Source organism: uncultured Chloroflexus sp., assembly GCF_938091255.1.
GTDB lineage: Bacteria > Chloroflexota > Chloroflexia > Chloroflexales > Chloroflexaceae > Chloroflexus.
In genome coordinates this window covers 40,928-63,705 of sequence record NZ_CALLJH010000027.1, presented here as the reverse complement: position 1 = coordinate 63,705, position 22,778 = coordinate 40,928, and the positions used below count along the sequence as shown (strand labels likewise).

The window sequence follows — 22,778 nt, the reverse complement described above, 5'->3', positions numbered from 1 at the left end:
CCGGTGTTGGCGACGGCGTCACCGTCTCGACCGTCGGCGTCACCGTCTCGACCGTCGGCGTCACCGTCTCGACCGTCGGCGTCACCGTCTCGACCGTCGGCGTCACCGTCTCGACCGTCGGCGTCACCGTCTCGACCGTCGGCGTCACCGTTACCGGCGTTGGTGAGTTTACGGGGGTAAAGGTTGGCGGGCGCTGCTCGAGGCTAGCTGCCGTTTCGGTTACAGCCATCAAACCCTGCGCTGGCGCAATCGGCGGGCGCAGCCAATTGAGCGCTTCCAAGGTAAGCGGTACCACAATCATCAAAACGCTCACCGCAATCGCCATGAGTTCCCAAATCGTCCACGGCGCCGGAGCGCGGCCACGATCGGGTGGCAGATTGGCGGAGCGCGAAGGTTTCGGCGGCATAGAGCCTCCTCGTCTCACCTGATCGGACGCGAGTCAATCAGATCGGCGACAACGATCAGGCGTTGCGTATCCCAGTTGGTGCAAGTAATCAGCGTGAGTACAGGTGAAGACGTCGGATCCATCACCTCGACTTGGGTCGGCCAGACATTGCGCGTTTCACGCACACGGTAGCGGTAGAGCCAGCCACCTGCTTCTAATAATATCTCATCACCCGCTTTAAGCGCCGGCAGATCACGAAACACGGCACCGCGAAGGCCAGCGTGACCAGACAAAACCGTATTGCCCACCGTGCCCGGCAGTGCGGTACCATGGTGGTAGCCGGCGGCATATTCAGCTACCTGCCAAGCGCCATCAACCACAAAGACCTCGTAGATCGACGTATCGAGCTGGATGCTGGGGATGCGCAACCGCTGCGGACGCGGATCGGTTTCTGGCAAGGGCTGTACTCGCGGTTGGGGAGCCATATAATCGGGCGGCTCGACCGCCATTTCCGGCGCCGTAAACGGCAAAGCCGGCAGATGAGGCGCAGCCGCAGGAGGCGCAACTGGCCCCGGTGACTGCAACGGCTGGGCTGAAACGGCAACCGGCGGCTGCGCTTGGCCCCGCCAAGCCCGCCACCAATCGCGCCCATAGCCATCGATTAGCCAGTAGGCGAAGACGGTGATCATTGCTACAAAGAGAGTGATTTCGGCAATGAGCAACGCACGATCAATCCACGTGCGCCGCAAGAAACCACGGAGGGCTTGCTCGCGATGCGCCGCGCGGGAACGCAGTTGCGCTGGACGCAACGGGTCGCGCCGGCCCGGCAGGTCGTACAGAAGCAACTCTTGCAGCAAATCGTGGTCGCTTACACGCTGCACCGGTGGCGGTGACGACCGGGGTGTGGCGGAGCGGCGCTGCGGAAGTGTGGTCATCGTTGTAACGTTTCTGATGCCAAGCGTGAACGGTGTATCTGCGCGAGCAGGCACACGCTGCTCTAACGCAAGCAACCTGCTTTCATCTGGAGGAACGAGCGAATCCGCATTTTTTGCGCTCTATAGTCAACCAACTTGCTTGCCGATTGCAAGAATTATACACGACGATTGAGCGCTCTGCAATAGTCTGGCCGATAGAATGAGCCATGCGCAGCGATCATTCCCCATGAAGTGTAAAATAAAGCGCTTACGCAAGCGCGGCACAGAGCCGTTCGATCCCGGCAGCAAATGTTGCCGGCTCGGTGAGAGCCGAAATCATGATGTGGCAGCCGGGTACCTCACCGTAGAAGTAGCCGGGATGGACAAACACCCCTTGTTCGAGCAGGTAGAGCACCAGCGCCTCCTCATCGTCCCAGCCGCTGATGGATGGGAAGAGATAATAGCCGCCAGCGGGCGGGCGGGCATGGATGCACGGATGATCGGCGAATTGGTGCAGGGCAAAGGAGATATTCGACCGCACACGAGACACCATCGCCGCCACAAAGGGGGCGCCCTCTGCAAACAGGGTTGGCAACAGAAACTGGCTGAGTGCATTCGCGCCCAGCAGCGTATCGTTGAGCAATTCGAGCCGGGGCGCGAAGGCGCGCGCCGGACGATTAAGCGCAATCCAGCCTAATTTGAGGTCGGGCAACGCAAAGAGTTTAGAAATCCCGTTGAGGGTGAAGACCGGCAGATCGGGATGAAGCGCAGCTAGCGGCGGGGTTGCCGGTACGATGTAGGTGAAGGGAGCAAACACCTCATCGCAGATGACCGGAATGCCGAGCAAATCGAGCGTTGCCAAGGGGCGATCAACGATTGCACCGGTCGGGTTGTGCGGCGAGACGATCAAGATGGCGCGCGTGCGCTCATCGGCGGCGCGACGGAGCGAGCGAGCATTGATCCGCCAATCGCGCTCTTCGTCAAGCTGGTAACTGCGCAGTTCAAGATTACGCAGGGCAGCGAGGTACTCAAACAGCGGATAGGTGACGTTGGGCACAAGCAGATTGTCACCGGGATCGGCGAGCAAGGCGAAGAGCAGGCTGTAGGCTTCGCTGGTGCTAGCTGTGAGAAAGATATCATCGGGTGTCACAACCAACGGCGGCGAACGGCGAGCATAATAGGCGGCAACCATCTCACGCGCCGCCAAATCGCCGCGCGGATCGGGCCGATAGCGGCGGCTAGGCCAGTAGGCGGCTGCGGCGGTCGCCAACACCTCTGGCGGGAAGAGCAAGCCTTGCGCGGTAGGGTTGCTGCTGGTCAAATCAATCAGATCGCCCCGGGCAGCGCGCGCCTGCCGGGCCTGTTCGAGCCGGTTGGGGGTGAGATCGAGCTGGGCAAAGACGCCGGCCATCGTTGTTCACCCGTTAAGCGAGCTGGTGAGATGGCGCCAGAAGGCATCACGTTCGCCGGGCACAAATGGCATATAGAGCGCAACCCGGTCGAGTAGACCTTCGTACCGTTCACGCAACGCTGCCGGCAAATCAGCCGGATCGGCCTCGACGGCGAAGGTGGCTAGCATCGTCTCATCGATTAGGCCGGGCATGTCGGCCCACCGCTGCTGCGCCGCCAAGCGCGACAACTCTTCGCCTACCTCTCCCCAACCATGGCAGGCCAGCACCGCGCGATAGGTCGGCGTCGAGGCATAAAACGCGATTTGCTGGCGGGCAAAGGCCCGCATCCGTTCACGTTCGGCCCGATCATTGCCGGTAATGACCAGCGCGCTACCGGCAATCGCACACGCCGCCGGATCACGACCGGCTGTGGCAGCGCCTTCGGCAATCTGCGGACGCAGCACTTCGCGCAGATAGCGGGCGCTGTTGAGCGGGTGGGCGTGAAAGCCGTCGCACACTTCGCCAGCCAGATGGGCCAGACCGGTATTGACACCGGCGATGTAGATGGGAATATTGGGATGGGCAATTGGGCCGGGACTAAAGAAGGGCGTCATCAGGGTATGTTGGTAATACTGGCCACGATAATCGAGTTTGCCGCCGGTCTGCCAACATTGCCAAATCGCGCGCAGCGCACCGATATAGTCGCGCAACCGGCCTACCGGCGAATCCCACACACTGCTAAACCGGCGTTCGATATGGGCCTTGACTTGGGTGCCTAACCCCAACACGAAACGCCCGCCGCTAAAACCGGCCAGATCCCATGCGATCTGGGCCGTCACCATCGGGCTGCGCGGGAAGGCGATCGCCACCGCAGTACCAAGCGTAAGCTGGCGGGTATGTTCGGCGGCAATTGCCAAGGCGAGAAACGGATTATGGGCCGTTTCCGGCGCCCAAAGCGCGGCAAACCCGATCGCTTCAGCGGCCTGCGCCACAGCGGCGGCATGTGGCAAGGGATTGGCGTCAACTTGAAAAGCGGCGTCGAGCAAGAGCATAGTGTTCTCCGTGACAGGGCGGTCTTTGAATGCGTATGATAGCAGATGTTAGGTCAAGAGGTGAGGGAATTGCGCCCAGCCCTTTAGGGCCGGGTTCCGAAACCCGCTGGGCAAGCGAGGGGTAGAGACCGAAAAGCGTCCCCATACGGCCCACCACGGAAGCGGGTTGTTGCCAATGTGGTGTCGGTTTGGAGCGCAGTCTTCCCTCGCCCACCTCACGACGGTCAAGGGAGCTACTGAGAAGACGGACAAGGCATTCTGAAGCGGAATGCAGCAGCACCCCCTCTTCCGCACCAGTAGCAGAGGGGTAGGGGTGCGGGCAAGGGTGGAGCCAACGATACGTTTGCGCAGCCTGCCGGCACAAGCTAGGCTTTACAACAGGTATGGAGTGCGGCAGTTACACCGCCGCACTCCATAGAGTAAGCACAAACAGACGGGGGGACTACTACCGTTGCGCTTGCGATTCACGGCTTAATCCGGTGCAACAGCGCCGTCAGCCGGTCATAATCCTCTTTGAGCAGCCGGGCCAGTTCACGGCCCACCCGCACCAGATAGGCCGGGCCATCGCGGCGGGCCAACGCAATCGCGCGGACAGACGCGGCCAACAGTTCATCCGACGGAACACCGGGAGCGAGCAAGACGATGCGCAGAAAATCGAGTTGCTCACCAAACTGCGCCAATTCCTGCGGCTCGCAGGGGTAGACCGAATAGTGAACTGGCGGAGGTTGGGGCGACAGGCGCTGGAGCAAACGGCCATCAAGCGCGTACCCGACAGTCAGCGCGGCAAACTCGGTTTGCAACACCTCGCCGAGATCGGGATGTTCGCGGTAGATTTGGTCATCATACAGATTACGCCCGCTGTAGGTACGGCCCCGCACAATCGCTCGCCCGCCCGGCTCACGACTGCCGGTGTGAATATCAAACACCAAACCATAGACCGCCAGCGCCTGATCGCGAGTAGTCGCCCGCACCAACGCGCCAAACGGCGGCGCGGCTAATAATTCGTAGGTAGCCGCAACAAAATGCGTCGTCGAAGACTCAATGATTTCACCGATCCGGCCATTTTGCGGCATCGTCATGATCGTCATCCCTGCACAAACTGCTTGCTCTCGCGCTTGGCCGAAACACCAGCCGGCGCTTCGGCGCGCTGGAGCGCACCGGAGACCATCTGCTCAAACACGCGCCGCTCGGCGCTGCGAATCACCGCTTGCTCGTGGGCGCGTTGCAAGGCAATCGGGTAGCCCTGCCCGCGCGCCGCTTGATCGTAGACCAACACATGCACTTGATCGACCCATTCCGGCTGACCGGCCACCCAACCGGGCAGCTCAATGCGGGCCAGCTCGCGCCCGACACGCAAGAAAAAGAAGTGAATTTGGTGATGTTCGTAGCCTTCAACACTGATCCGGCTCAGTGAACGAAAGATCGGGCTACGTTGGCCTTCGCGCAAACGAGGGGCAAAGATGTCGGCGTCAATCAAATCTTGGCAAACCATGCACGACGGCATCCGCCCTTGTTTCGCATCACTACACTGTGCGCAATTGGCCCCGCGTTGCGCATGGACATTCACATCAGGACAGAACATCAACCGCACTAATCCCATCACCTCCGGCGAACGGCTGCGGCTGATGTACGACGCGACCGGGATCGCGTGTTGGCGCATTCGTTCGAGGTAGGTCAAATATTGCCGTAAAAAGTGATCACGCACTTGAGCATCAGCATTCGCCAGCGCCCACCGGATGAGCGTACCATCTTGCAGTGCCAACCGGGGAATTGCCGGGTCGGTCAGCGAGCCGATGGCCAACTCGCCTAGCGCCACCCCCTCTTCGACATCGCGCCGCACGCTGAGCAACGCGCCTTCGATCGGAATGCGGCGGGTATCATTATGAAAAAATAGGTCTGTTTCGGCAAAATAGAGCTTTGGGGATGACTCAAGCCGCGCTTCCGGCTGCGCGCCGTAGCGAATGTAGACTTTTCCGATGTTGATCAGATAACAACTCACCTCGCCATGGCGATCGACATCGATATGCGAGCCATCGGTCGCGGCGATGGCGTAATCGGTGGGGATGGGGGGCAGATCTCGCACCGTATCCAACGGCTCAACCGGCGCCGCCAGCAGCCAGTTTGCTGATGCCTCGCTAAGCTTGACCGCAGCAGCCCAATGTTCCTCACGGCCAATCTCATGCAGATACCGCTCGCATACCTCGGCGACCCGCACATCGCGTTGGCGCGCCTCACGCGCGACGGTCTGGCTCATCTGTCGTACTTGTTCGCCGAGTGCAGCGAGATTGAGGCTCATAGCTGCTCCTTCGCTCACCTGTTCGTATTGGTTAGCATAGCCGATTTGAAGTGGGCTGTCAATCGAATGGCGAAATTGACGAATAGGGTACCGGCAACCTGTGCCGGTCAGGGCGACTTTGAAACTCGCCCTGACCGTTGCTCGTCATGTAAGGCATATGCTGTATGGGCAGATGGCGTAGAAATGGTATCATACACCAACAACAGACACCTCCTGCGCCACCTATTCCCGATAGGGTGCAGTCTTGCGAGAAGATGCTGCTATGCCCATTACTACCTATCAAACTGCACTCGACTACATCTACAGTTTTATCGACCCCACCCGACAGGGTTCGCCTGACCCGGCGATTGCCGCGCGCGCACTGACCCGGATTACAGCGTTATTGGAAGATGCCGGCAATCCGCACCACCACTTGCGTGCCGTGGTAGTAGCCGGCACGAAAGGCAAAGGCAGCACCTGCGCAATGATCGAAGCGATGGCTCGTGCTGCCGGGTTGAAGGTAGGATTGTGGACATCGCCACACCTTAGCTCGTACCGCGAACGGATTCAGATTGATCGCGAGCCGATCAGCCAACAGACACTGATGAAGCTAGTCAATGCGGTGCAACCGCTGGTAGAGGAGTTTGACGTAGCGACCTATGGCCGCCCCAGCACGTTCGACATTGGTTTTGTGATTGCTATGCGTCACTTTGTCGCCAAGCAGGTCGATCTCGCGGTGGTGGAGGTGGGGTTGGGCGGACGCTATGACGCAGCAGCGACGATCACGCCGCTGGTAGCGGTGATCTCGTCGATTAGTTATGACCACATGGCGATACTAGGGCCAACGTTGCGCGACATTGCCTACAACAAAGCCGGCATTATCCGCGCCGGCCAACCGGCGATTACGGTACCGCAGCGTGCAGAAGCGGCGCAAGTAATTGCTGCTGAGGCGCAAGCTGTTGGCGCGCCGCTCTGGTTAGCCGCTGAAACCGCCGTTGAACCGTGGATCGGCGCCGGATTGCCGCTGACCTATCCAGCGCCGCCGCAGCCAACTAAGCTGCGCGGTGCATTTCAACGCGAAAATGCGCGGTTAGCGATGGGTACAGCATTGCTACTACGCGGGCAAGGCATTGCAATCAGTGATGAGGCGATTCGGCGTGGGTTAGCCGAGGCGTGGTGGCCGGGCCGGTTTGAGTTGATCGATGGCTCGCCGCGCATTTTGATCGACGGTGCCCATAACGGCGATTCGGCAGAAAAGCTCTGGCAGGCGATTACGCAAGCGATACCACACCGCCGAATGATCCTCGTCCTCGGCACTTCCCGCGATAAAGACATCGCCGCAATTGCTGCTGCACTTGCGCCCCACGCGGCGCAGATCATCATTACCCGTTCCAGTCATCCGAAAGCGATGGATCTCGACCGCATCGCGGCAGAGGTAGAACCATGGACGACGGCGCCAGTGCAGATTGCCCCAGTAGTGGCTAATGCTGTCGACGTTGCCCGTACTTTGGCCGGCCCTGATGATTTGATCTGCATTACCGGCTCACTGTTCGTGGCCGGCGCAGCACGTGAGGCGTTGGGCTTGGCGGTAGCCGACTAGGCTGTTCCTCTTTGTGTCCTTTTTGTGTCCTTGCGCCGTTGCGGTGATGCCATTACGACGACGCGCTGGTATACGAACGCAACCCAACTCGCCAAAACGCCCGCGCTGCTAGCAACAACACCCCGGCAATCACCGGCGCCAGCGCAAGGTACATCGGTTCGAGCAGCCCGATCAGGGCTGCGGCTGGAAAGGTGGTTAAGAAAGCAATAGGGATAACAAAGGTGAGTACCAACCGGATTGCGGGGCTGTAGGCGGTGACCGGAAAACGGCCGGTCTCGTAGATGGCAGTCAGCAGCTCAGTAACGTTCTCGACCTGAACGAGCCAGAAGGCCGTCGTTGCCAACAGCATCCAAATTGCGTAGGCCGTCACGATGCCGCAAACTAGCAGAAAGAAAAAGGTTAAGAGCTGGATCGGAGTAGGCCATATCTGTCCCAACCAGAGGCCGTAACCGATCAAGCCAAACCCAACTAGCAGATCAGGTAGCACAAGCAGATTAACATGGCGCAGCGAAGCCATAAACTGGCTGTCAACCGGCTTGACCAGCACAAAATCGAGTGTCCCTTTCTGAATGTGCTCAACGATGCGGGTGATATTCGGGCGCATAATACCATCGATCAAGCCCTCGAAGATGCGAAAGAGACCGACAACCAACAAGGCCTGTGGCAGCGTCCAGCCACCGAGGGTGCCGGTAAACTGGAAGAAGACCAGTGTACCGAGTACTCCCCACAAGAGCCAAAGGCCGCTCTGCAAGAGAGCGGTTAGAAAGTTGACCCGATATTCCAGTGCCAACTGCAGGCTGTTGTGAACAAAAAGTGCGAATAGGCGTAGATAACGAAGCATAGGTTTAGCAACAAGATATCGCAAAGACGCTTATTTCAGCATACCACAGAACCCAACAGGGGATACCTTCTGGCATCCCCTGCGACAGATACAACCGCTCGCAGTAAACTGGCCTGAGCTTACCGCTGCACTAGCGGTACGAAGAGACGCGCCGTGTTGCTCACGCCACCCCAGAAGCCTCCCGCCAAGGTATAACCGCCGCCACTGAGCACACCGCCATCGGGTTGACCAATCGTACCGCCGAGCGTATAACCGCCCCCTGTGCTGAACGTGGCGCCGCCGCTATCAATGGTGCTCCACGTCAAGTCATACCCGGCACCAGCTTGAGCGTGGGCAAGCGGCGTCACACTTACTGTCGGCACACTAGCCAGTGCCAGTAGTACAAGCATTACGTAGATCAAGCGCATGATACCCTCCTAGTCATTGAGTGCTAACTTCCACTGTTCGCACCGTTACCACCCAAGCAGTATTTAGGGGGCTACTTGCGACCAAGAATCGCAGCGTATCAGTTGGATCATCAGCGAGTACGAACACAATCGATGTACCCATAGTAGGTGTACTACTCCCTAAACTTTCGAGGGGGGTGACACCAACTAAACTCGTTGTACCGCCGACATTGGCAATCACGCCGCTCAAGCGAAAACCCGCAGACTCGCCATCAGTCTGCCGACCAACAATCAAAGCCTCAAAGACGACGGTGCGATTGTTGGAGATCGTGATCCGCTCTGTGCCGCCATTGAGAAAGAGTTCAACTGATGAAGAGCTTCCGGTTACGTTGCGCAAGACATAGATTGAGGTTTGCGCATCGCCGGGTACCGCAAAAGAGCCTGATGCATACGCCATCTGGCCGTAATTAGTGGCTACCGCGTGCGAACCGCCGGGAACGGTGGCAAAGACGCCGCTGGCAGTGTTTTGACCGCCGCCACCAACTGTAGCATGAGAACTGCTTGTGGCATTCTGGTTACCGCCACCGATAGTAGATCCATCACCACTAGCGTTATTGCCAATACCGCCACCAATAGTGCTATATGAACCAGCAGCAGAATTGCCATTTCCGCCGCCAATGGTGGCGCCTCCACCACTGGCCACACTGTAGCCGCCGCCAGCAATCGTAGCGCCGTCACCACTAGCCGTATTGCTAACTCCCCCGCCAACCGTTGCATACGATTTGTCACTAGTTGTGCCAGCATCGTCACCAGCCCGATTGTTGTAGCCACCACTGACAACACCGTAATTATCGGTCACGCGGTTGGGGAAAGCATTGTCGCCACCGCCGCCGATAGCTGCGCCGATCACGTTACTGGTGATATTATTACCGCTGAAGCCGCCAATCAGGTTAGGGCTAGTAGGGTTGGGCTGCGTCCACAACCCCGGCAACGCCAGTGCATACGGCGCTGGGGTAAGTGGTTGACGTGGGGTGAGCGGTGTGTAGCTACCGCTTCCCGCCGGACACCGCACGCTAATCGCGAGCCAGCGCGCATCACCGTTGAATGCACTCACACCAAAATCGAGTGCGACGGTAAACACGCCGTTGGTAACCGTGACATTGGTCTTGGTTTGCGTGCTGCCAATCTGGGTTCCGGCGGCAGCGTCATCGTACAACTTGAACTCAAGGTCACAGGTGCCATTCACCGCCCCGCTACTATTGGTCAACCGACCTTGGTAGGTGAATGCAGTTCCTAGCACCGCTTGCAATCCCGGTGTACCGCTTTGGGCAGCTGTGCGCGAGAGTCCCAACGTAGTAACTAAAAGAACGATCGTTGCGAGCAAAATGACCGTGTGCTTCATACAGACGCTCCTTGTATGCGACGAATAGCAACAACAGAGCAGCGATATATACCAACGGTTTAGATGCGTGCTCTGCTATGCAGCCATCGTAGCAAACGAGCGTCCTCAAAACGTCCTTGGCAAAAAAAGCACAGGGACGCAGTGTAGCTGCGCCCCTGCTGTGACCCAAAGAATTACGCGCGGGCAAAACGGGTAAATTGCGCGGCCAACGCCGGTGGCAACCGGCCAACAATATGCGCACCGTTGCTATCAAATTCTTCGACCTCGATCACACCCCGTTGGCGCCAGAGGGCCACGAGATCGTTGCGCTGATAAGGGATCAGCGCCTCCACCCGCACCATTCGCTTGGCCAGCGTCTCGACAATCCGCTCGCCGAGCATCTGCAAGCCCCAACCTTGTTGGGCCGAGACGGCCACAATATCGCCGGGCAGCCCCATTTCAGCCGCAATTTGCCCAATCCCCTCGGCAGTCGCACCTGTGAGCAGGTCAATTTTGTTGAGCACGGTCAGAATCGGCTTTTGATCGACCCCTAGCTCGCGTAGGGTTTGCTCAACGGTTTGAGCGTGCTCTTGCGCGTTACGGTGGGTGACATCAACCACGTGCAACAGCAGGTCAGCCTCTTCGATCTCTTCAAGCGTAGCGCGGAAGGCCGCAACTAGCTTGGGAGGCAGCTTCTGGATAAATCCGACAGTGTCAGTCATCAACGCGACAATATTGCCGGGCAACAACACCTGCCGGGTGGTCGGGTCGAGGGTGGCAAACAGCTTGTCTTCGGCCAACACCTCGGCGCCGGTCATGGCATTGAGCAGCGTACTCTTGCCAGCGTTGGTATAGCCAACTAGCGCGATAATTGGCACACCGCTCTGGCGGCGGCGCTGGCGGTACAGCTCGCGGTGACGGTGAACGTCGGCCAGTTGCTCTTTCAGCCATGCAATCCGGCGCTCGATCAAGCGGCGGTCAATTTCAAGCTGCGTCTCACCGGGGCCACGTAGACCAACCACGCCACCCGCTGAAGTACCGCCACCTATGCCGGCCTGCCGTTCGAGGTGCGTCCATTGCCGGCGCAAACGGGGCAGCAGGTATTGGTATTGGGCTAGTTCGACCTGCAAGCGCCCTTCGTGAGTACGGGCATGACGGGCAAAGATATCGAGGATCAGACCGGTGCGGTCGATCACCTGCGTCTGCAACTCCTCTTCAAGATTGCGAGTCTGGGCCGGACTCAGTTCATCGTCGAAGACGATCAGATCGGCTTGTGTCTGCTCGCGCAGAGCAGCAACTTCCTTGACCTTACCGGGGCCAATGAAAAACTTGGGTAAAGGTTCAGGCAGGCGCTGAAAGATACGACCTACCACTTCAAGGTCGGCTGTCTTAGCGAGAAGGGCCAACTCGTCGAGCGAGTCTTCAACCGGCCATGGGCTGTGCGCACTCGCAATTTCTGCCCCAACAAGCAGCGCGCGTCGGCGGGGTACAGCGGTCGGATAGAGCCGTTTGCCATCGTGAGTACGAATCTCGTTAATAGTTGTCTCCTTTGACTGAACGTGCATATGCTTCACCATTGCCTATATTGTAGCACTGCCTGCTGGTCGCTTCAAGCTGTTGGTGGGACAGTGGTCGAGCCACAACCGGCAGTGATTGTTATTTTTCGCACAATCTCTAGTGTCTATTATACACTACGATTGATGGAAAGCAAAGGTTGCACCTTTGTTTTCATCCGGCGCGAGACAGCGTCGTCGGAGCGTCGCTCAATGATAGAGGAGGTTAGTTATGTATAGCACGTGGCTCGAGTTGACGGCTGCCGAGGTGCATCAGCGCGATCTCATCCGCGATGCCGAACACGAACGGCTGGTGCGCGAAGCGCGTCGCCTCCGCCGCGAACAATCGTGGTGGTACCGGTTGTGGAAGTTATTGACTAACGTCCAACTGGTCAAGAAATAGAACTGCGTCCTACGTCAAGCCGCAAGACGCGCGGGCAGATTTACGAACGGGCAGCGCTTCGGCTGCCCCTTGGTATATAACCCCCGCAGGCCTGTTACCCCCACCCCTGTTCCTCCCCCACTGGGGGACGGGAACATAGGTTACCGCAGAGGACGCTGAGAGCGCGGAGGATGATCCGATGCCATACCCTTTGCGCTGCTCTGCGTCCTTTGTGCCTTTGCGTTCCGATCGCTGCGCCGTTGCGTTGTCGCTCTCTCCGTCTTGGGGATGAGGGTGAACGACATCACTCCCCCACCAACGCCGCCAAGCGCCGTTGCGTGCGCAACGCGGCCAACGGCCCACCGGGAGGCTCGATCCAGCGGGCCAGTGCGGTGATCGAAGTGGTGCGGCGGGCCTGAATAATCCGACGTTGCTGCTGCAAGACCGGCCATTCAGCCAGCGCCATCAGGCGACCAGCGACCATATCCGGCTGCCGGCGTAATGCGGCATACGCCAGTGCCATGCCATCGTAGGCTAGGATTGACGGCAAGCAGGCGGCTAGCAATGGTGCTGGCAAACAACGGATCAGCATGCGGATCCGGTTGCGACCAAGCAGACGCTGCTTGAGCGGGCTGAACATGCCGGCGGTGGCCGAATAGACGTGGCGCGCACGGGCATGGGGTGCCAACACACACGACCAGCCGCGCAACTGGGCCCGCCACGCCAGATCGGCGTCTTCGAGATAGCTGAAAAAGTCGGCAAAGAAGCCGATGTCTTCGAGCATTGCTCGCCGCAGCAACGCCAAGCCGCCACTGGCGCCGAAGACCGGCTGCGGCTGGGCCGGCAGCGCAGCCACCGGCAGCCCCAGCGCCCGCTCGGTCGCAATGCCATCGGCTTGAAAGCGAATACCGGCCCCAGCCACCACCTGTGGGCGGCGGCTGAAGGTTAACACTCCTGCTGCCCAACCTGCCGCCGGCTGTTCGCGCAGCGCATCCCACAGTGCATCCACGCAACCCGGCTCGGCTAGCGCATCATCGTTGATCAGCCAAATCAACTCGCCACGCGCTGCCGCGATACCGGCATTCACACCACCGACAAAACCGGCGTTGTACGGCAGCTCAATCACGCGCACCGCCGGCAAATGAGCGCGCACCCACGCGCCAGCGTGGTCGCGTGAGCGGTTATCAACTAGCACAATTTCGTCATACGGACGCAACTGCGCTTGCACCGCGCTGAGGCAGGCCGGCAGGTAGCGTAGGGCGTGGTAGGTGGGGATCACCACCGAGATAGGCGGACGGGCAGGAGCCATACAATGCTCGCGGTAACGGCGACACCACACGAGTGATTGTAGCGCATGTGGGGAAGGTAGCAGACGCATGCGCAAACAGGGCGTTTTCTGGCAAGCCTATACGTCAAAGTGTGCGTTTCGGTTATCAGAATGAACAACCTCCCCCTCTCGCTGTGAGGCGGGAGAGAAGGGCGAGGGGTGAGAGCCAATGACCAAGGCGCAAAGGACGCAGAAGATTGGGAATGGTGAGCAGGGGAGAGGAACTATCTGATTCCTACTCCCGATTCTCTCCACCCTAATTCACCCGCACCCCCTGCGCCTTCCCCTGCGCGGACGAGGAGCACTGCTACATTCCGCTCCCGCACTGCCGTGCCCGCCATACTGCGGCTCTCCCTCTCTCGCTGTGAGGCGGGAGAGGGGCCGGGGGGCGAGGGCGACCCCCTGCTGACCATACGTTGGTTGTGTACGGCGCCACACAGCCATGCGGCGCTGCGGAGATCTTGACACCTCTACCGTCCTTTGGTATATTGTATACAATCTTTCTAAGGCATAACTAATATAACTATTCGGTATAATTGCGTTTTGATATGTCTTTATGACGTTATCTACATGTCGCTTGACGATGCTCTCATGCAGTTTACCGACTACTACAGTGAATTGTAATGACTAGATTGTATACATCAGATGAATCTTCTTCCGCCGATCAGGTTTACCAGCGCTTGCGCCGGTTGTTGATCGAGGGCCATTACCCGCCCGGCTCCCGGCTGGTCGAAGAGCGATTGGCCAGCGACCTCGGCGTCAGCCGCACGCCGGTACGGCAGGCGCTGGTGCGCGCCGCCGCCGAAGGGTTGGTGCAGATCTTCCCTAACCGAGGCGCAGTGGCGCGCAGTTTTACGATTGATGACCTGCTTGAGATGTATGACTTGCGCGCCCTGCTCGAAGGCCATGCCGCTTTTCTAGCCGCCCAACGGATTTCCCCCGAACAGTTAGCTCGCATGGAAGCCGCTGCCGCAGCGTTGGAAGACTCGCTGAACCAAACCTTTGCTCGCCGCGAAGACGAGGTGCATTTTCTGGTCGAGCAGAATGCCGTCTTTCACCAGACGATTGCCGAAGCTGCCGGCAATCAACGCCTGATTGCAATGCTCAATCAGATTGTCGCGGTACCGTTACAGTTTCGCTCGTTCTATTGGTATCGCCCAGAAGAGCGCCAAATTTCCAATTTTTTCCACCGCAGTATTCTCAATGCACTCGTGCTTGGTGATGGCGATCGCGCTCGCGCCATGATGCGCGAGCATATTTTGTATGGTCGAGATGTGTTGTTGCAGAGCCGGCGCGCGGAATCGGCTGCCGTCGCGTCCGGCGAGGAGAATGAACCGTGAGCCGCCAACGTCCGCCGCGACCACTCGATGATATTCGCGTGCTCGAATTGGGCGCATTTTTGGCCGGGCCGTTTTGCGGCCAGTTGTTGGCCGATTTCGGCGCCGAGGTGATTAAGGTTGAACCGCCCGGTAAGGGTGATCCGATGCGTGAGTGGGGCCGCCATCGCTATAAGGGCCGCACGCTGTGGTGGTCGGTACTGGCCCGTAACAAGAAGTCGGTCACGATCGATCTACGTACCCCTGAAGGTCAAGCGCTGGTCAAGCGGATGGTGCCCCACGTGGATATGGTGCTGGAGAATTTTCGTCCCGGTACGCTTGAAGAGTGGGGGTTGGGTTGGGAAGAGTTGAGCGCGCTGAATCCCGGTTTGATCATGATCCGGGTGAGCGGGTTTGGTCAAACTGGCCCGTACCGCGATAAAGCTGGCTTTGGTTCGATTGGCGAGGCGATGGGCGGCATTCGCGCAATCACCGGCTTCCCCGACCGTCCGCCTACCCGCATCGGTATCAGTATCGGCGATTCGCTTGCGGCGACGTTTGCTGCCCTCGGCGCGTTGGTTGCACTGCATCAACGTCAGCGCAGCGGGCAGGGGCAGGTCGTTGATATTGGTATCTACGAGGGTGTGCTGGCTTTAATGGAAAGCATGATCCCTGAATATCAGTTGACCGGCCATATCCGCGAGCGCACCGGCAATATTTTGCCCAATGTCGCCCCCTCTAATATTTACCCCACTGCTGATGGCGGTTGGTTTGTGATCGGGGCTAATGCCGATACGATCTTTACCCGTCTTGCCCAAGCGATGGGCCAACCCGAATTGGCTCGCGATCCGCGCTTCGCCACCCACCATGCGCGCGGCGAAAACCAAGCTGAACTCGATGATCTGATTGCGGCGTGGACGATCAACTACACTGCTGATCAACTCCAAGCCATGATGGACGAGTATGGCGTCCCGGCTGGCCGGATCTATACCGCCAAGGAGATGTTGAGCGATCCGCATTTTATCGCCCGCCAGTCGATTGTTGGCGTGCCTGACCCCGATTTGGGCGAGATCAAAATGCAGAATGTCGTGCCCCGGCTTTCAGCCACTCCCGGCGGGATTGATTGGACAGGGCCAGCCCTTGGCCAGCATAACCGTGAGGTGTTCGTCGATCTGCTGGGGTTGAGCGAAGACGAGGTAGCGGCGTTGCAAGCGAAGCGAGTGATTTAATGGAAGCAGTGACGATCATTGATGTCGCACCTCGCGATGGCTTACAAAATGAGCCTGAGGTGTTAGAGGTTGCAACGCGGGTTGAGCTGATCGAGCGTCTGCTCGCAGCGGGCGTGCCGCGGGTTGAAATCGGGTCGTTCGTCAATCCGCGGCAGGTGCCACAGATGGCCGGAGCCGGCGAGATTGCGCGCCTCCTTATCGAGCGCGGTCACCATTTGGCCGCCCGTACCAGTAATGATACGTTTCGTTTCACGGCTCTTGCCCCCAACCAGCGTGGCTACGAATTGGCCGCCGCCGCCGGAGTGCGCCACGTCCGGCTGGTACTAGCCGCTAGCGATGGTCTCAATCAGGCCAACTTCAAGCGCACGACTGCCGAGTCGTTAGCCGAGTTTAGTCAATTGGCACTGCGGATCCGTCGTGAAGGCATAGCGTTTGGGATCGCGATCGGCGCGTCGTTTGGCTGCCCCTTCGATGGCTATGTCTCGCCCGCACGGGTGCTCTCGATTGCCGAGCATGCCGCCGATATGGGAGCGAACGAGATCGTCTTCGCCGATACCACCGGTATGGCTGTGCCGACACAAGTGGCCGCGCTGTGCGAGATGGCCGTGCGCAGATTGCCACACGTCACTCTCACGATTCATCTGCACAATACGCGCAATACCGGCTACGCCAACGCCTTCGCCGCTTGGCAAGCCGGTATCCGTTCGTTCGATGCAGCCTTAGGCGGGATCGGCGGTTGCCCCTTTGCCCCCCGCGCCGTCGGCAATATCGCCAGCGAGGATCTGGTTCACATGTTCAACGGTATCGGCGCCCCGACCGGGATCGACCTGCCAGCTTTGCTTGCGGCATCCGATTGGCTGAGCGCAACGCTGGGCCGGACCTTACCGGCGCTGACCGGCAAGGCTGGGCCGGTCTACGCGCAGGTGGTGACCCCGGCAAACCACCGGTTATGAAAGGGGGCGGATCAGAAGCGCTTCACTACGTCTCCCCCTTCTCTCACGGGGTGGAACAAGGGCGGGGGGGGATGAGGGCAGAGATAGCAGTTTCAACGGGAGGAATGGAGCCATGAGTTATCGTATCGGAGTCGACGTCGGCGGCACCTTCACCGACCTTATGCTCTTCGATGAGGAGAGTGGGCGCTATTGGCGCCACAAGACCCCTTCCACGCCCCACGATCCGTCAGAGGCAGTGCTGACCGGGATCGCGGCCATCTGCCAGCAAGCTGGCATTGACCCCGCACAAGTCGCTCAGATCATGCACGGTACCACTGTCGCGACCAACGTCATTCTTGAAGGCAAAGGCGCGCGTGTCGGTCTGATCACCACCGAAGGCTTTAAGCAGATCTTGCACCTTGCCCGCTCGCAGACGCCGGGGCCGTTGGCGGGCTGGATGATCATGATTAAGCCGGAACCGCCCGCAACACTGGCCGATACCCGCGAGGTATCCGAGCGTATGAGTGCGCGCGGCGAGGTCGTGCGCCCACTCGATGAGGCCCAAGCCGAAGCGGTGATGCGCGAGCTGGTCGATTCGGGCATCGAGTCGCTGACGATTTCGCTGATCAATTCGTATGCTAACCCCGATCACGAGCGCCGCCTGAAGGCGATTGCCCAGCGCGTCGCCCCTAACTTGCCAGTAACTATCTCGTATGACGTGCTGCCGGAGTTTCGCGAGTACGAGCGCACGCTCACCGCAACTATGAATGCGTATGTCAAACCAAAAGTCAAGACCTACGTTCACAACCTTGATCAGCATCTGCGCCAGCAGGGGGTGCAAGCCAAGCTCAACATTCTCCGTTCGGATGCCGGCCTGATGACTGCCGAGACGACTGAGGAAAACCCGGTCTATACGCTGCTCTCTGGCCCCTCAGGTGGCGTAGCTGGCGCATTGCACATCGCCATCCGCGCCGGGTATCCCAATATTCTGACCTTCGATATGGGCGGCACTTCAACCGACGTCTCGCTCTGTATGGGTGAGCCGAATATTGCCCGCGAGACGGTGCTCGGCTACTTCCCGGTGAAGGTGCCGTCGGTGGATGTGCGTTCGGTTGGCGCTGGCGGCGGCTCAATTGCCCACGTGCCTTCGCTTACTCGCGCGTTGCGGGTTGGTCCTCAAAGCGCCGGGGCAGTGCCCGGCCCGGCCTGTTATGGCAAAGGCGGCACTGAACCGACCGTTACCGATGCGAATCTGGTCTGTGGCTACTTGCCACCAAGCATTCTTGGTGGTGCGATGCAGCTCGATATATCGGCAGCTAAAGCGGCAGTGCAGAAAATCGCCGATGCGACTGGTTTGAGCTTGATGGACGCTGCCGAGGGAATCTTGCGCATCGTCAACGAGAATATGTTCGGCGCACTGCGGCTGGTCAGTGTCCAACGCGGCTTCGATCCGCGCCAATTTGCTTTGATGGCCTTCGGCGGGGCCGGCCCGCTCCACGGCAACGCGCTGGCCGAATTGCTTGGCTGCTACCCGGTGATCGTGCCGCCTGCCCCCGGTCTGCTCTGCGCGCTTGGTGATCTCAGCGCTGATTACCGTGACGAGTTTGCCCGTACCTACATCCGCACGGTCGATCAGGTAGATCAAGCAGAGATGGTCGGCATACTGCGCGAACTGGGCCGCGAAGCCCGCGCTATGCTCGCCGCCGAAGCTATTCCGCCCGCCCGCCAAGAGATTCGCTACTTCGTTGATATGCGTTACTACCGCCAAGGCTACGAGATGCCGATTGCGGTCAGCGAGGCTGAGTTTGAGCAGGACTTAATCCCGTTACTGGTACAACGCTTTAACGAGCTGCACGACCGCACCTACGGTTTTATGCTCGACAGCAACGTCGAGATCGTCAATCTGCGCGCGGTTGGTATTGGTCGGGTAACGAAAGTTGAATTACCTGAAGCCGAGCCGGGTGATGCCGATGCTAGTAGCGCCTACACTGGCGAACACCAGATCTACCGCCACGGCGAATGGATCACGGCCAAGCTCTACGACCGCAACAAGCTGCGCCCCGGTATGCAGGTCGAAGGCCCGGCCATTATCACTGAAGTTGACAGCACGACGGTGGTGCTGCCCCATCACACTGCGACCGTTGATCGCTATTTCAACCTGTTGATCAATCGCAGCTAAACGCCGGTGCGGCGTTGTGCCAAGACGAAAAACGAGGAACAGCTATGGCGACCAATCTCAAAATCGCGTCGATCCCTCAGATCGAGATCGATCCGATCACGCTCGATATTATCGAAAACGCGCTCAAGAATACCCGCTATGAGATGGACGCGGTGCTCTACCGCACGGCGATGAGTCCGGTTATTCGCGAGCAGCACGACCAGTTTCCGATGATTACCGACCCGCATGGGCGGATGATCGTCGGCCAGTTCGGTTCGTATATCGCCGGTCTGCTCGATAACTGGGATCAGACAATCGAACCCGGCGATGTCATTTTGCTCTCGGATCCCTACCTCTGCGGCGGCGCGATCAGCCACATTAACGACTTGCTGGTAATGTTGCCGATCTTTTACGGCGAAGGGGAGAATCGTGAGCTGATCGGCTGGGCGAGCATGTTTGGTCATGCCCAAGATGTCGGCGGGCCGCTACCCGGCTCGCTGCCCACCAACGCCACCACCATCTTCGGTGAAGGGTTGCGGCTGCCGCCGGTCAAAATCTACGAACGTGGCAAGCTCAACCGGGCCGTACTCGACATTATGCTGAACAACGTCCGCCAACCCGAAATGAACCGCGCCGACCTGATGGCAATCATCGCCAGTTGCCGCACTGCCGAAAAGCGGGTGATCGAGCTGTGTGACCGCTTCGGCAAAGATGTCTATCTGGCTGCCACCCAAGCCTTGCTCGACCGCACTTATCGGGCGATGAAAGAGCTGATCATGCGCAATTTGCCTGAAGAGCCGCAGTCGTTTGAGGATTATGTCGATGACGATGGGCTGGGCAACGGGCCGTTCAAGATGAAGTTGACCATCTGGCGGCAAGGCCACGAAGCCTACTTTGATTGGACGGGCACCGATCCGCAAGCGATGGGGCCGATCAACTTCTACCTCAATGAGTCGATGTTCAAGATGTTCATCGGCGTCTACCTAATCATGGTCTTCGACCCGCAAATCCTGTTCAACGACGGCTTCTATCCGCTGCTGCACGTCACTATGCCCAAAGGCAGCCTCATCCAACCCGAATTTCCGGCGGCGCTAGGATGCCGCACCCATGCCCTCACCCGCTTGTTCGACGTGCTCGGCGGAGCGTTGGCCAAACGCGCACCAGAGTTTACCACCGCCGCCGGTTATGGTACTTCGCCTTACCTGCTCTATTCCGGCTACGACAAAGACGGCGAGTTCTTCTATCTGATGGAAATCAACTACGGCGGGATTCCCGGTCGTCCGATTGGTGATGGAATGGATGGGCATTCGTGGTGGCCGCTGTTTACTAACATCCCCACCGAATACCTTGAGAGCTACTACCCGATCCGGATCGAGCGTTACACCAGCATCATAGATTCGGGTGGCGCCGGTTTCCACCGCGGCGGCAACGGCATCGAGAAGGTCTACACCTTCCTCGAACCGGGCGAAATCTCGATCCACGACGACCGCTGGCTGACGCCGCCGTGGGGCAACGTCGGCGGCAAACCGGGCAGCCGGTCGAGCAAGTTGCTGGTGCGCACCGATGGCAGCCGGCAGGTGCTGCCGAGCAAATGTGACCAAATCGCCGTCGAACCGGGTGATCAACTGATTTACCGCACTGCCGGCGGCGGTGGTTGGAAAGACCCGCTCACTCGACCCGCTGAAGCGGTGCAGCGCGATGTGCGCTACGGACTAGTCAGCCGGGAAAAGGCGCTGAACGACTACGGTGTTGTCCTGACCGATACGCTAGAGATCGATGTTGCCGCCACCGAAGCCAAACGTGCCGAGCTGGCCGCCGCGCGCGGCGAGATCAAAGGCTTCGACTTTGGCCCACCGCTCGAAGAGCTACTGGCGAACGCCGAAGCCGAGACCGGCTTGCCTGCGCCGCGCAAACCGCAACCGGTGCGGTGGGCGATGGCTCGCGCCGCCCGTCGCGAACGCATGGCGCAAGTTGCCGCTCAACGCGAAGTGACGGCAGATTAAGGTAGAGTTGGGGCGACGCATGCGTCGTCCCAACCATTCTGAGGATTATAGTGTGATGACACCGTTTGACCACCTTGCCGATGACTACCGTCAACACGGGTTAGCTGGGCGGGTTGGCTTTGGCGAACGACCGGCGCTGCTGGTGATCGACTTCATCAAAGCCTACACCACCCCCGGCTCGCCGCTATACGCTGCTCCCGGCGTACCGGATGCGGTGCGCGCCAGTCAGCCGGTGTTAGCCGCAGCCCGTGTTGCCGGCATCCCGATCATCTACACCACCGTCGCTTACGCACCCGATGGCCGTGACGGTGGTATCTTCGTCCAAAAGGTACCGGCGCTACGCCAACTTACCCACGACTCGCCGCTCATTGCAATTGTTGACGAACTCCATCCGCAAGGGAATGAACTCGTCATCGAAAAGAAATATGCCAGCGCCTTTTTCGGCACCCATCTCGCTGCCACGCTCACTGCACTGCGGGTCGATACCATCATTATGATTGGCTGCTCAACCAGCGGCTGCATCCGGGCTAGTGCCGTTGATGGCATGCAACACGGCTTTCGGGTGATCGTGCCCCGCGAATGCGTTGGCGACCGCGCCCCTGAACCGCACTTTGCCAATTTATTTGATATCGATGGCAAATACGGTGACGTGGTTGCGGTTGATGAGGTATTGGCGTATTTGCGTCTATCAACGCCATAAAACCATTACATTGTAACAATGAACTATCATTGCAGCCATCGTAGAACCTGAACCCTTAAACAGATAACTCCTGTAGCGCGATATTCGGTTCATCCTGCTCCATTCACGTAATATATTTCTTCTTGACTTTATGCAAAGATAGTATTATCATGGAGGGTACGGCATCTGCTTCAATGCCGACATTTTGTGTTCCTCATAGAAAGTGTACGGTCTTAAGCGATGAGCCACCGCTATCGCTGGATCTTTCTGGCCGGCGTGGTCGTCGCGCTCAGTGGTTGTCTGTCAACATTACCGACAACAATGGACGTGAACGGGCCATTGCCGGCTACCTTGCCACCACTAGCGCAAACCTTGCGCGCCACGATAGGGCCGACAAATCTTGTGCCGGCGCAGGAAGCTGCTGTGCCTGCAAGCACAATGACTGCGACCGCAGCGATTATTGTTGCAACACCGCCACCAGTCACCACAGCGCCGCCCACACCCACCTTAGTGCCAGCGCCAACCCTCGTCTTACCAACGTTGCCGGCATTATCGAGCGAAGAACGTTGGCGATTGCAACAGCTCAATCGCCAAATCTTTGCCGAACCACGTTTATATACAACGAAACGCAGTGAATTGTACTGGTACGATCCAGTTAATCAACAATCAGTATTAATCGGTATCATAAATGGTGAATTTATGGCACAAGCCACATTCACCTTCCGCGAAAATAATCAGCTATCTCTTGAAGTACCATACCATATCAACCATTCTTATGGACTTTCCTCCCTCTCTCCTGCGTTAATCGAACGTATTCGCACCGCAGGATATGATGAATGGATTGAGACGTTCGTCTTTTTAACGCCTGATGTGCAAGCCAAAGGCTGACGGTTTCGCAGTTACCGGGTTACGAACTGGTTAGGAAATGGTTGTATAATCTTTTCGGTTTGGTCACTTTTGATAGTTCTACAGCT

The 22,778-nt window shown here is 58.7% G+C and carries 19 protein-coding genes and 1 pseudogene; 9 read left to right on the top strand and 11 right to left on the bottom strand.

Annotated elements, in window-relative coordinates; translation table 11 throughout:
* From Q1A00_RS10125 to Q1A00_RS10100, 6 genes and pseudogenes are all read right to left on the bottom strand, one after another.
* Positions 1 to 406 (bottom strand): annotated as a pseudogene (locus tag Q1A00_RS10125) (hypothetical protein); the annotation flags it as partial.
* A 14-nt stretch (positions 407 to 420) separates the two neighbouring features.
* Complete coding sequence (locus Q1A00_RS10120; protein WP_298403160.1) at positions 421 to 1,320, bottom strand: sortase; 900 nt, start codon at positions 1,318 to 1,320, stop codon at positions 421 to 423.
* Positions 1,321 to 1,567: 247 nt separating this feature from the next.
* Complete coding sequence (locus Q1A00_RS10115) at positions 1,568 to 2,710, bottom strand: pyridoxal phosphate-dependent aminotransferase (protein ID WP_299756598.1); 1,143 nt, start codon at positions 2,708 to 2,710, stop codon at positions 1,568 to 1,570.
* Positions 2,711 to 2,716: 6 nt separating this feature from the next.
* Positions 2,717 to 3,742, bottom strand: coding sequence for an LLM class F420-dependent oxidoreductase (locus Q1A00_RS10110; protein WP_298403167.1), 1,026 nt, complete (start codon positions 3,740 to 3,742; stop codon positions 2,717 to 2,719).
* A 464-nt stretch (positions 3,743 to 4,206) separates the two neighbouring features.
* Positions 4,207 to 4,821: an HAS-barrel domain-containing protein gene (locus Q1A00_RS10105; protein ID WP_298403169.1), complete on the bottom strand. Its 615-nt coding sequence runs from the start codon at positions 4,819 to 4,821 to the stop codon at positions 4,207 to 4,209.
* Between the two features lie 5 nt (positions 4,822 to 4,826).
* The gene (locus tag Q1A00_RS10100) at positions 4,827 to 6,038 is read right to left on the bottom strand and encodes a DNA double-strand break repair nuclease NurA (RefSeq protein ID WP_299756594.1); all 1,212 of its coding nucleotides are present in this window, start codon (positions 6,036 to 6,038) and stop codon (positions 4,827 to 4,829) included.
* Positions 6,039 to 6,300: 262 nt separating this feature from the next.
* Between Q1A00_RS10100 and Q1A00_RS10095 the strand changes: the two genes are divergently transcribed.
* Complete coding sequence (locus Q1A00_RS10095; RefSeq protein ID WP_299644966.1) at positions 6,301 to 7,617, top strand: folylpolyglutamate synthase/dihydrofolate synthase family protein; 1,317 nt, start codon at positions 6,301 to 6,303, stop codon at positions 7,615 to 7,617.
* A 52-nt stretch (positions 7,618 to 7,669) separates the two neighbouring features.
* Here the strand turns inward: Q1A00_RS10095 and Q1A00_RS10090 are convergent, their stop codons facing one another.
* The 4 genes from Q1A00_RS10090 to hflX all read right to left on the bottom strand — a co-directional run bounded on the left by Q1A00_RS10090 (position 7,670) and on the right by hflX (position 11,790).
* Complete coding sequence (locus Q1A00_RS10090; RefSeq protein ID WP_298403174.1) at positions 7,670 to 8,458, bottom strand: ABC-2 family transporter protein; 789 nt, start codon at positions 8,456 to 8,458, stop codon at positions 7,670 to 7,672.
* 119 nt (positions 8,459 to 8,577) lie between these two features.
* Entirely contained in the window at positions 8,578 to 8,865 is a 288-nt protein-coding gene (locus Q1A00_RS10085) for a hypothetical protein (protein ID WP_298403176.1), read from the bottom strand.
* A 13-nt stretch (positions 8,866 to 8,878) separates the two neighbouring features.
* Positions 8,879 to 10,246 (bottom strand): hypothetical protein, encoded by a 1,368-nt coding sequence (locus tag Q1A00_RS10080; protein ID WP_298403178.1) that lies wholly within the window; start codon positions 10,244 to 10,246, stop codon positions 8,879 to 8,881.
* Between the two features lie 173 nt (positions 10,247 to 10,419).
* Complete coding sequence (gene hflX / locus Q1A00_RS10075; RefSeq protein ID WP_298403180.1) at positions 10,420 to 11,790, bottom strand: GTPase HflX; 1,371 nt, start codon at positions 11,788 to 11,790, stop codon at positions 10,420 to 10,422.
* 220 nt (positions 11,791 to 12,010) lie between these two features.
* Between hflX and Q1A00_RS10070 the strand changes: the two genes are divergently transcribed.
* Positions 12,011 to 12,181, top strand: coding sequence for a hypothetical protein (locus Q1A00_RS10070; RefSeq protein WP_298403182.1), 171 nt, complete (start codon positions 12,011 to 12,013; stop codon positions 12,179 to 12,181).
* A 283-nt stretch (positions 12,182 to 12,464) separates the two neighbouring features.
* Here Q1A00_RS10070 and Q1A00_RS10065 read toward each other — a convergent pair whose 3' ends face one another.
* Positions 12,465 to 13,469 carry a glycosyltransferase family 2 protein gene (locus Q1A00_RS10065; protein ID WP_298403185.1) on the bottom strand — a complete coding sequence of 335 codons (1,005 nt, stop codon included), beginning with the start codon at positions 13,467 to 13,469 and terminating at the stop codon, positions 12,465 to 12,467.
* A 641-nt stretch (positions 13,470 to 14,110) separates the two neighbouring features.
* On the opposite strand from Q1A00_RS10065, the gene Q1A00_RS10060 reads away from it, so the two are divergent.
* The 7 genes from Q1A00_RS10060 to Q1A00_RS10030 all read left to right on the top strand — a co-directional run bounded on the left by Q1A00_RS10060 (position 14,111) and on the right by Q1A00_RS10030 (position 22,692).
* On the top strand, positions 14,111 to 14,827 hold the full coding sequence (locus tag Q1A00_RS10060) for a GntR family transcriptional regulator (protein ID WP_298403187.1): 717 nt from the start codon (positions 14,111 to 14,113) through the stop codon (positions 14,825 to 14,827).
* Entirely contained in the window at positions 14,824 to 16,032 is a 1,209-nt protein-coding gene (locus tag Q1A00_RS10055) for a CaiB/BaiF CoA-transferase family protein (protein WP_298403190.1), read from the top strand. Before Q1A00_RS10060 ends, Q1A00_RS10055 begins: the two co-directional genes overlap by 4 nt.
* On the top strand, positions 16,032 to 16,985 hold the full coding sequence (locus Q1A00_RS10050; RefSeq protein WP_298403192.1) for a hydroxymethylglutaryl-CoA lyase: 954 nt from the start codon (positions 16,032 to 16,034) through the stop codon (positions 16,983 to 16,985). The genes Q1A00_RS10055 and Q1A00_RS10050 overlap by 1 nt, the downstream gene beginning before the upstream one ends.
* 112 nt (positions 16,986 to 17,097) lie before the next feature.
* A complete protein-coding gene (locus tag Q1A00_RS10045) occupies positions 17,098 to 19,143 on the top strand; it encodes a hydantoinase/oxoprolinase family protein (RefSeq protein ID WP_298403195.1) in 2,046 nt (681 codons plus the stop codon).
* Between the two features lie 44 nt (positions 19,144 to 19,187).
* Positions 19,188 to 21,125, top strand: a complete 1,938-nt coding sequence (locus tag Q1A00_RS10040) for a hydantoinase B/oxoprolinase family protein (RefSeq protein WP_298403198.1) — start codon at positions 19,188 to 19,190, stop codon at positions 21,123 to 21,125.
* Between the two features lie 55 nt (positions 21,126 to 21,180).
* A complete protein-coding gene (locus Q1A00_RS10035; protein WP_298403319.1) occupies positions 21,181 to 21,825 on the top strand; it encodes an N-carbamoylsarcosine amidohydrolase in 645 nt (214 codons plus the stop codon).
* 219 nt (positions 21,826 to 22,044) lie between these two features.
* Positions 22,045 to 22,692 carry a hypothetical protein gene (locus tag Q1A00_RS10030; RefSeq protein WP_298403201.1) on the top strand — a complete coding sequence of 216 codons (648 nt, stop codon included), beginning with the start codon at positions 22,045 to 22,047 and terminating at the stop codon, positions 22,690 to 22,692.
* Positions 22,693 to 22,778: the final 86 nt, after the last annotated feature.

Bases quoted from the DNA above. Each gene is read 5' to 3' on its own strand.
- Q1A00_RS10095 (WP_299644966.1), top strand. From the start codon at position 6,301: ATGCCCATTACTACCTATCAAACTGCACTCGACTACATCTACAGTTTT.
- Q1A00_RS10065 (WP_298403185.1), bottom strand. From the start codon at position 13,469: ATGGCTCCTGCCCGTCCGCCTATCTCGGTGGTGATCCCCACCTACCAC.
- Q1A00_RS10110 (WP_298403167.1), bottom strand. From the start codon at position 3,742: ATGCTCTTGCTCGACGCCGCTTTTCAAGTTGACGCCAATCCCTTGCCA.
- hflX (WP_298403180.1), bottom strand. From the start codon at position 11,790: ATGCACGTTCAGTCAAAGGAGACAACTATTAACGAGATTCGTACTCAC.
- Q1A00_RS10115 (WP_299756598.1), bottom strand. From the start codon at position 2,710: ATGGCCGGCGTCTTTGCCCAGCTCGATCTCACCCCCAACCGGCTCGAA.
- Q1A00_RS10085 (WP_298403176.1), bottom strand. From the start codon at position 8,865: ATGCGCTTGATCTACGTAATGCTTGTACTACTGGCACTGGCTAGTGTG.
- Q1A00_RS10060 (WP_298403187.1), top strand. From the start codon at position 14,111: ATGACTAGATTGTATACATCAGATGAATCTTCTTCCGCCGATCAGGTT.
- Q1A00_RS10100 (WP_299756594.1), bottom strand. From the start codon at position 6,038: ATGAGCCTCAATCTCGCTGCACTCGGCGAACAAGTACGACAGATGAGC.
- Q1A00_RS10080 (WP_298403178.1), bottom strand. From the start codon at position 10,246: ATGAAGCACACGGTCATTTTGCTCGCAACGATCGTTCTTTTAGTTACT.
- Q1A00_RS10050 (WP_298403192.1), top strand. From the start codon at position 16,032: ATGGAAGCAGTGACGATCATTGATGTCGCACCTCGCGATGGCTTACAA.
- Q1A00_RS10120 (WP_298403160.1), bottom strand. From the start codon at position 1,320: ATGACCACACTTCCGCAGCGCCGCTCCGCCACACCCCGGTCGTCACCG.
- Q1A00_RS10045 (WP_298403195.1), top strand. From the start codon at position 17,098: ATGAGTTATCGTATCGGAGTCGACGTCGGCGGCACCTTCACCGACCTT.
- Q1A00_RS10090 (WP_298403174.1), bottom strand. From the start codon at position 8,458: ATGCTTCGTTATCTACGCCTATTCGCACTTTTTGTTCACAACAGCCTG.
- Q1A00_RS10040 (WP_298403198.1), top strand. From the start codon at position 19,188: ATGGCGACCAATCTCAAAATCGCGTCGATCCCTCAGATCGAGATCGAT.
- Q1A00_RS10030 (WP_298403201.1), top strand. From the start codon at position 22,045: ATGAGCCACCGCTATCGCTGGATCTTTCTGGCCGGCGTGGTCGTCGCG.
- Q1A00_RS10035 (WP_298403319.1), top strand. From the start codon at position 21,181: ATGACACCGTTTGACCACCTTGCCGATGACTACCGTCAACACGGGTTA.
- Q1A00_RS10070 (WP_298403182.1), top strand. From the start codon at position 12,011: ATGTATAGCACGTGGCTCGAGTTGACGGCTGCCGAGGTGCATCAGCGC.
- Q1A00_RS10105 (WP_298403169.1), bottom strand. From the start codon at position 4,821: ATGACGATGCCGCAAAATGGCCGGATCGGTGAAATCATTGAGTCTTCG.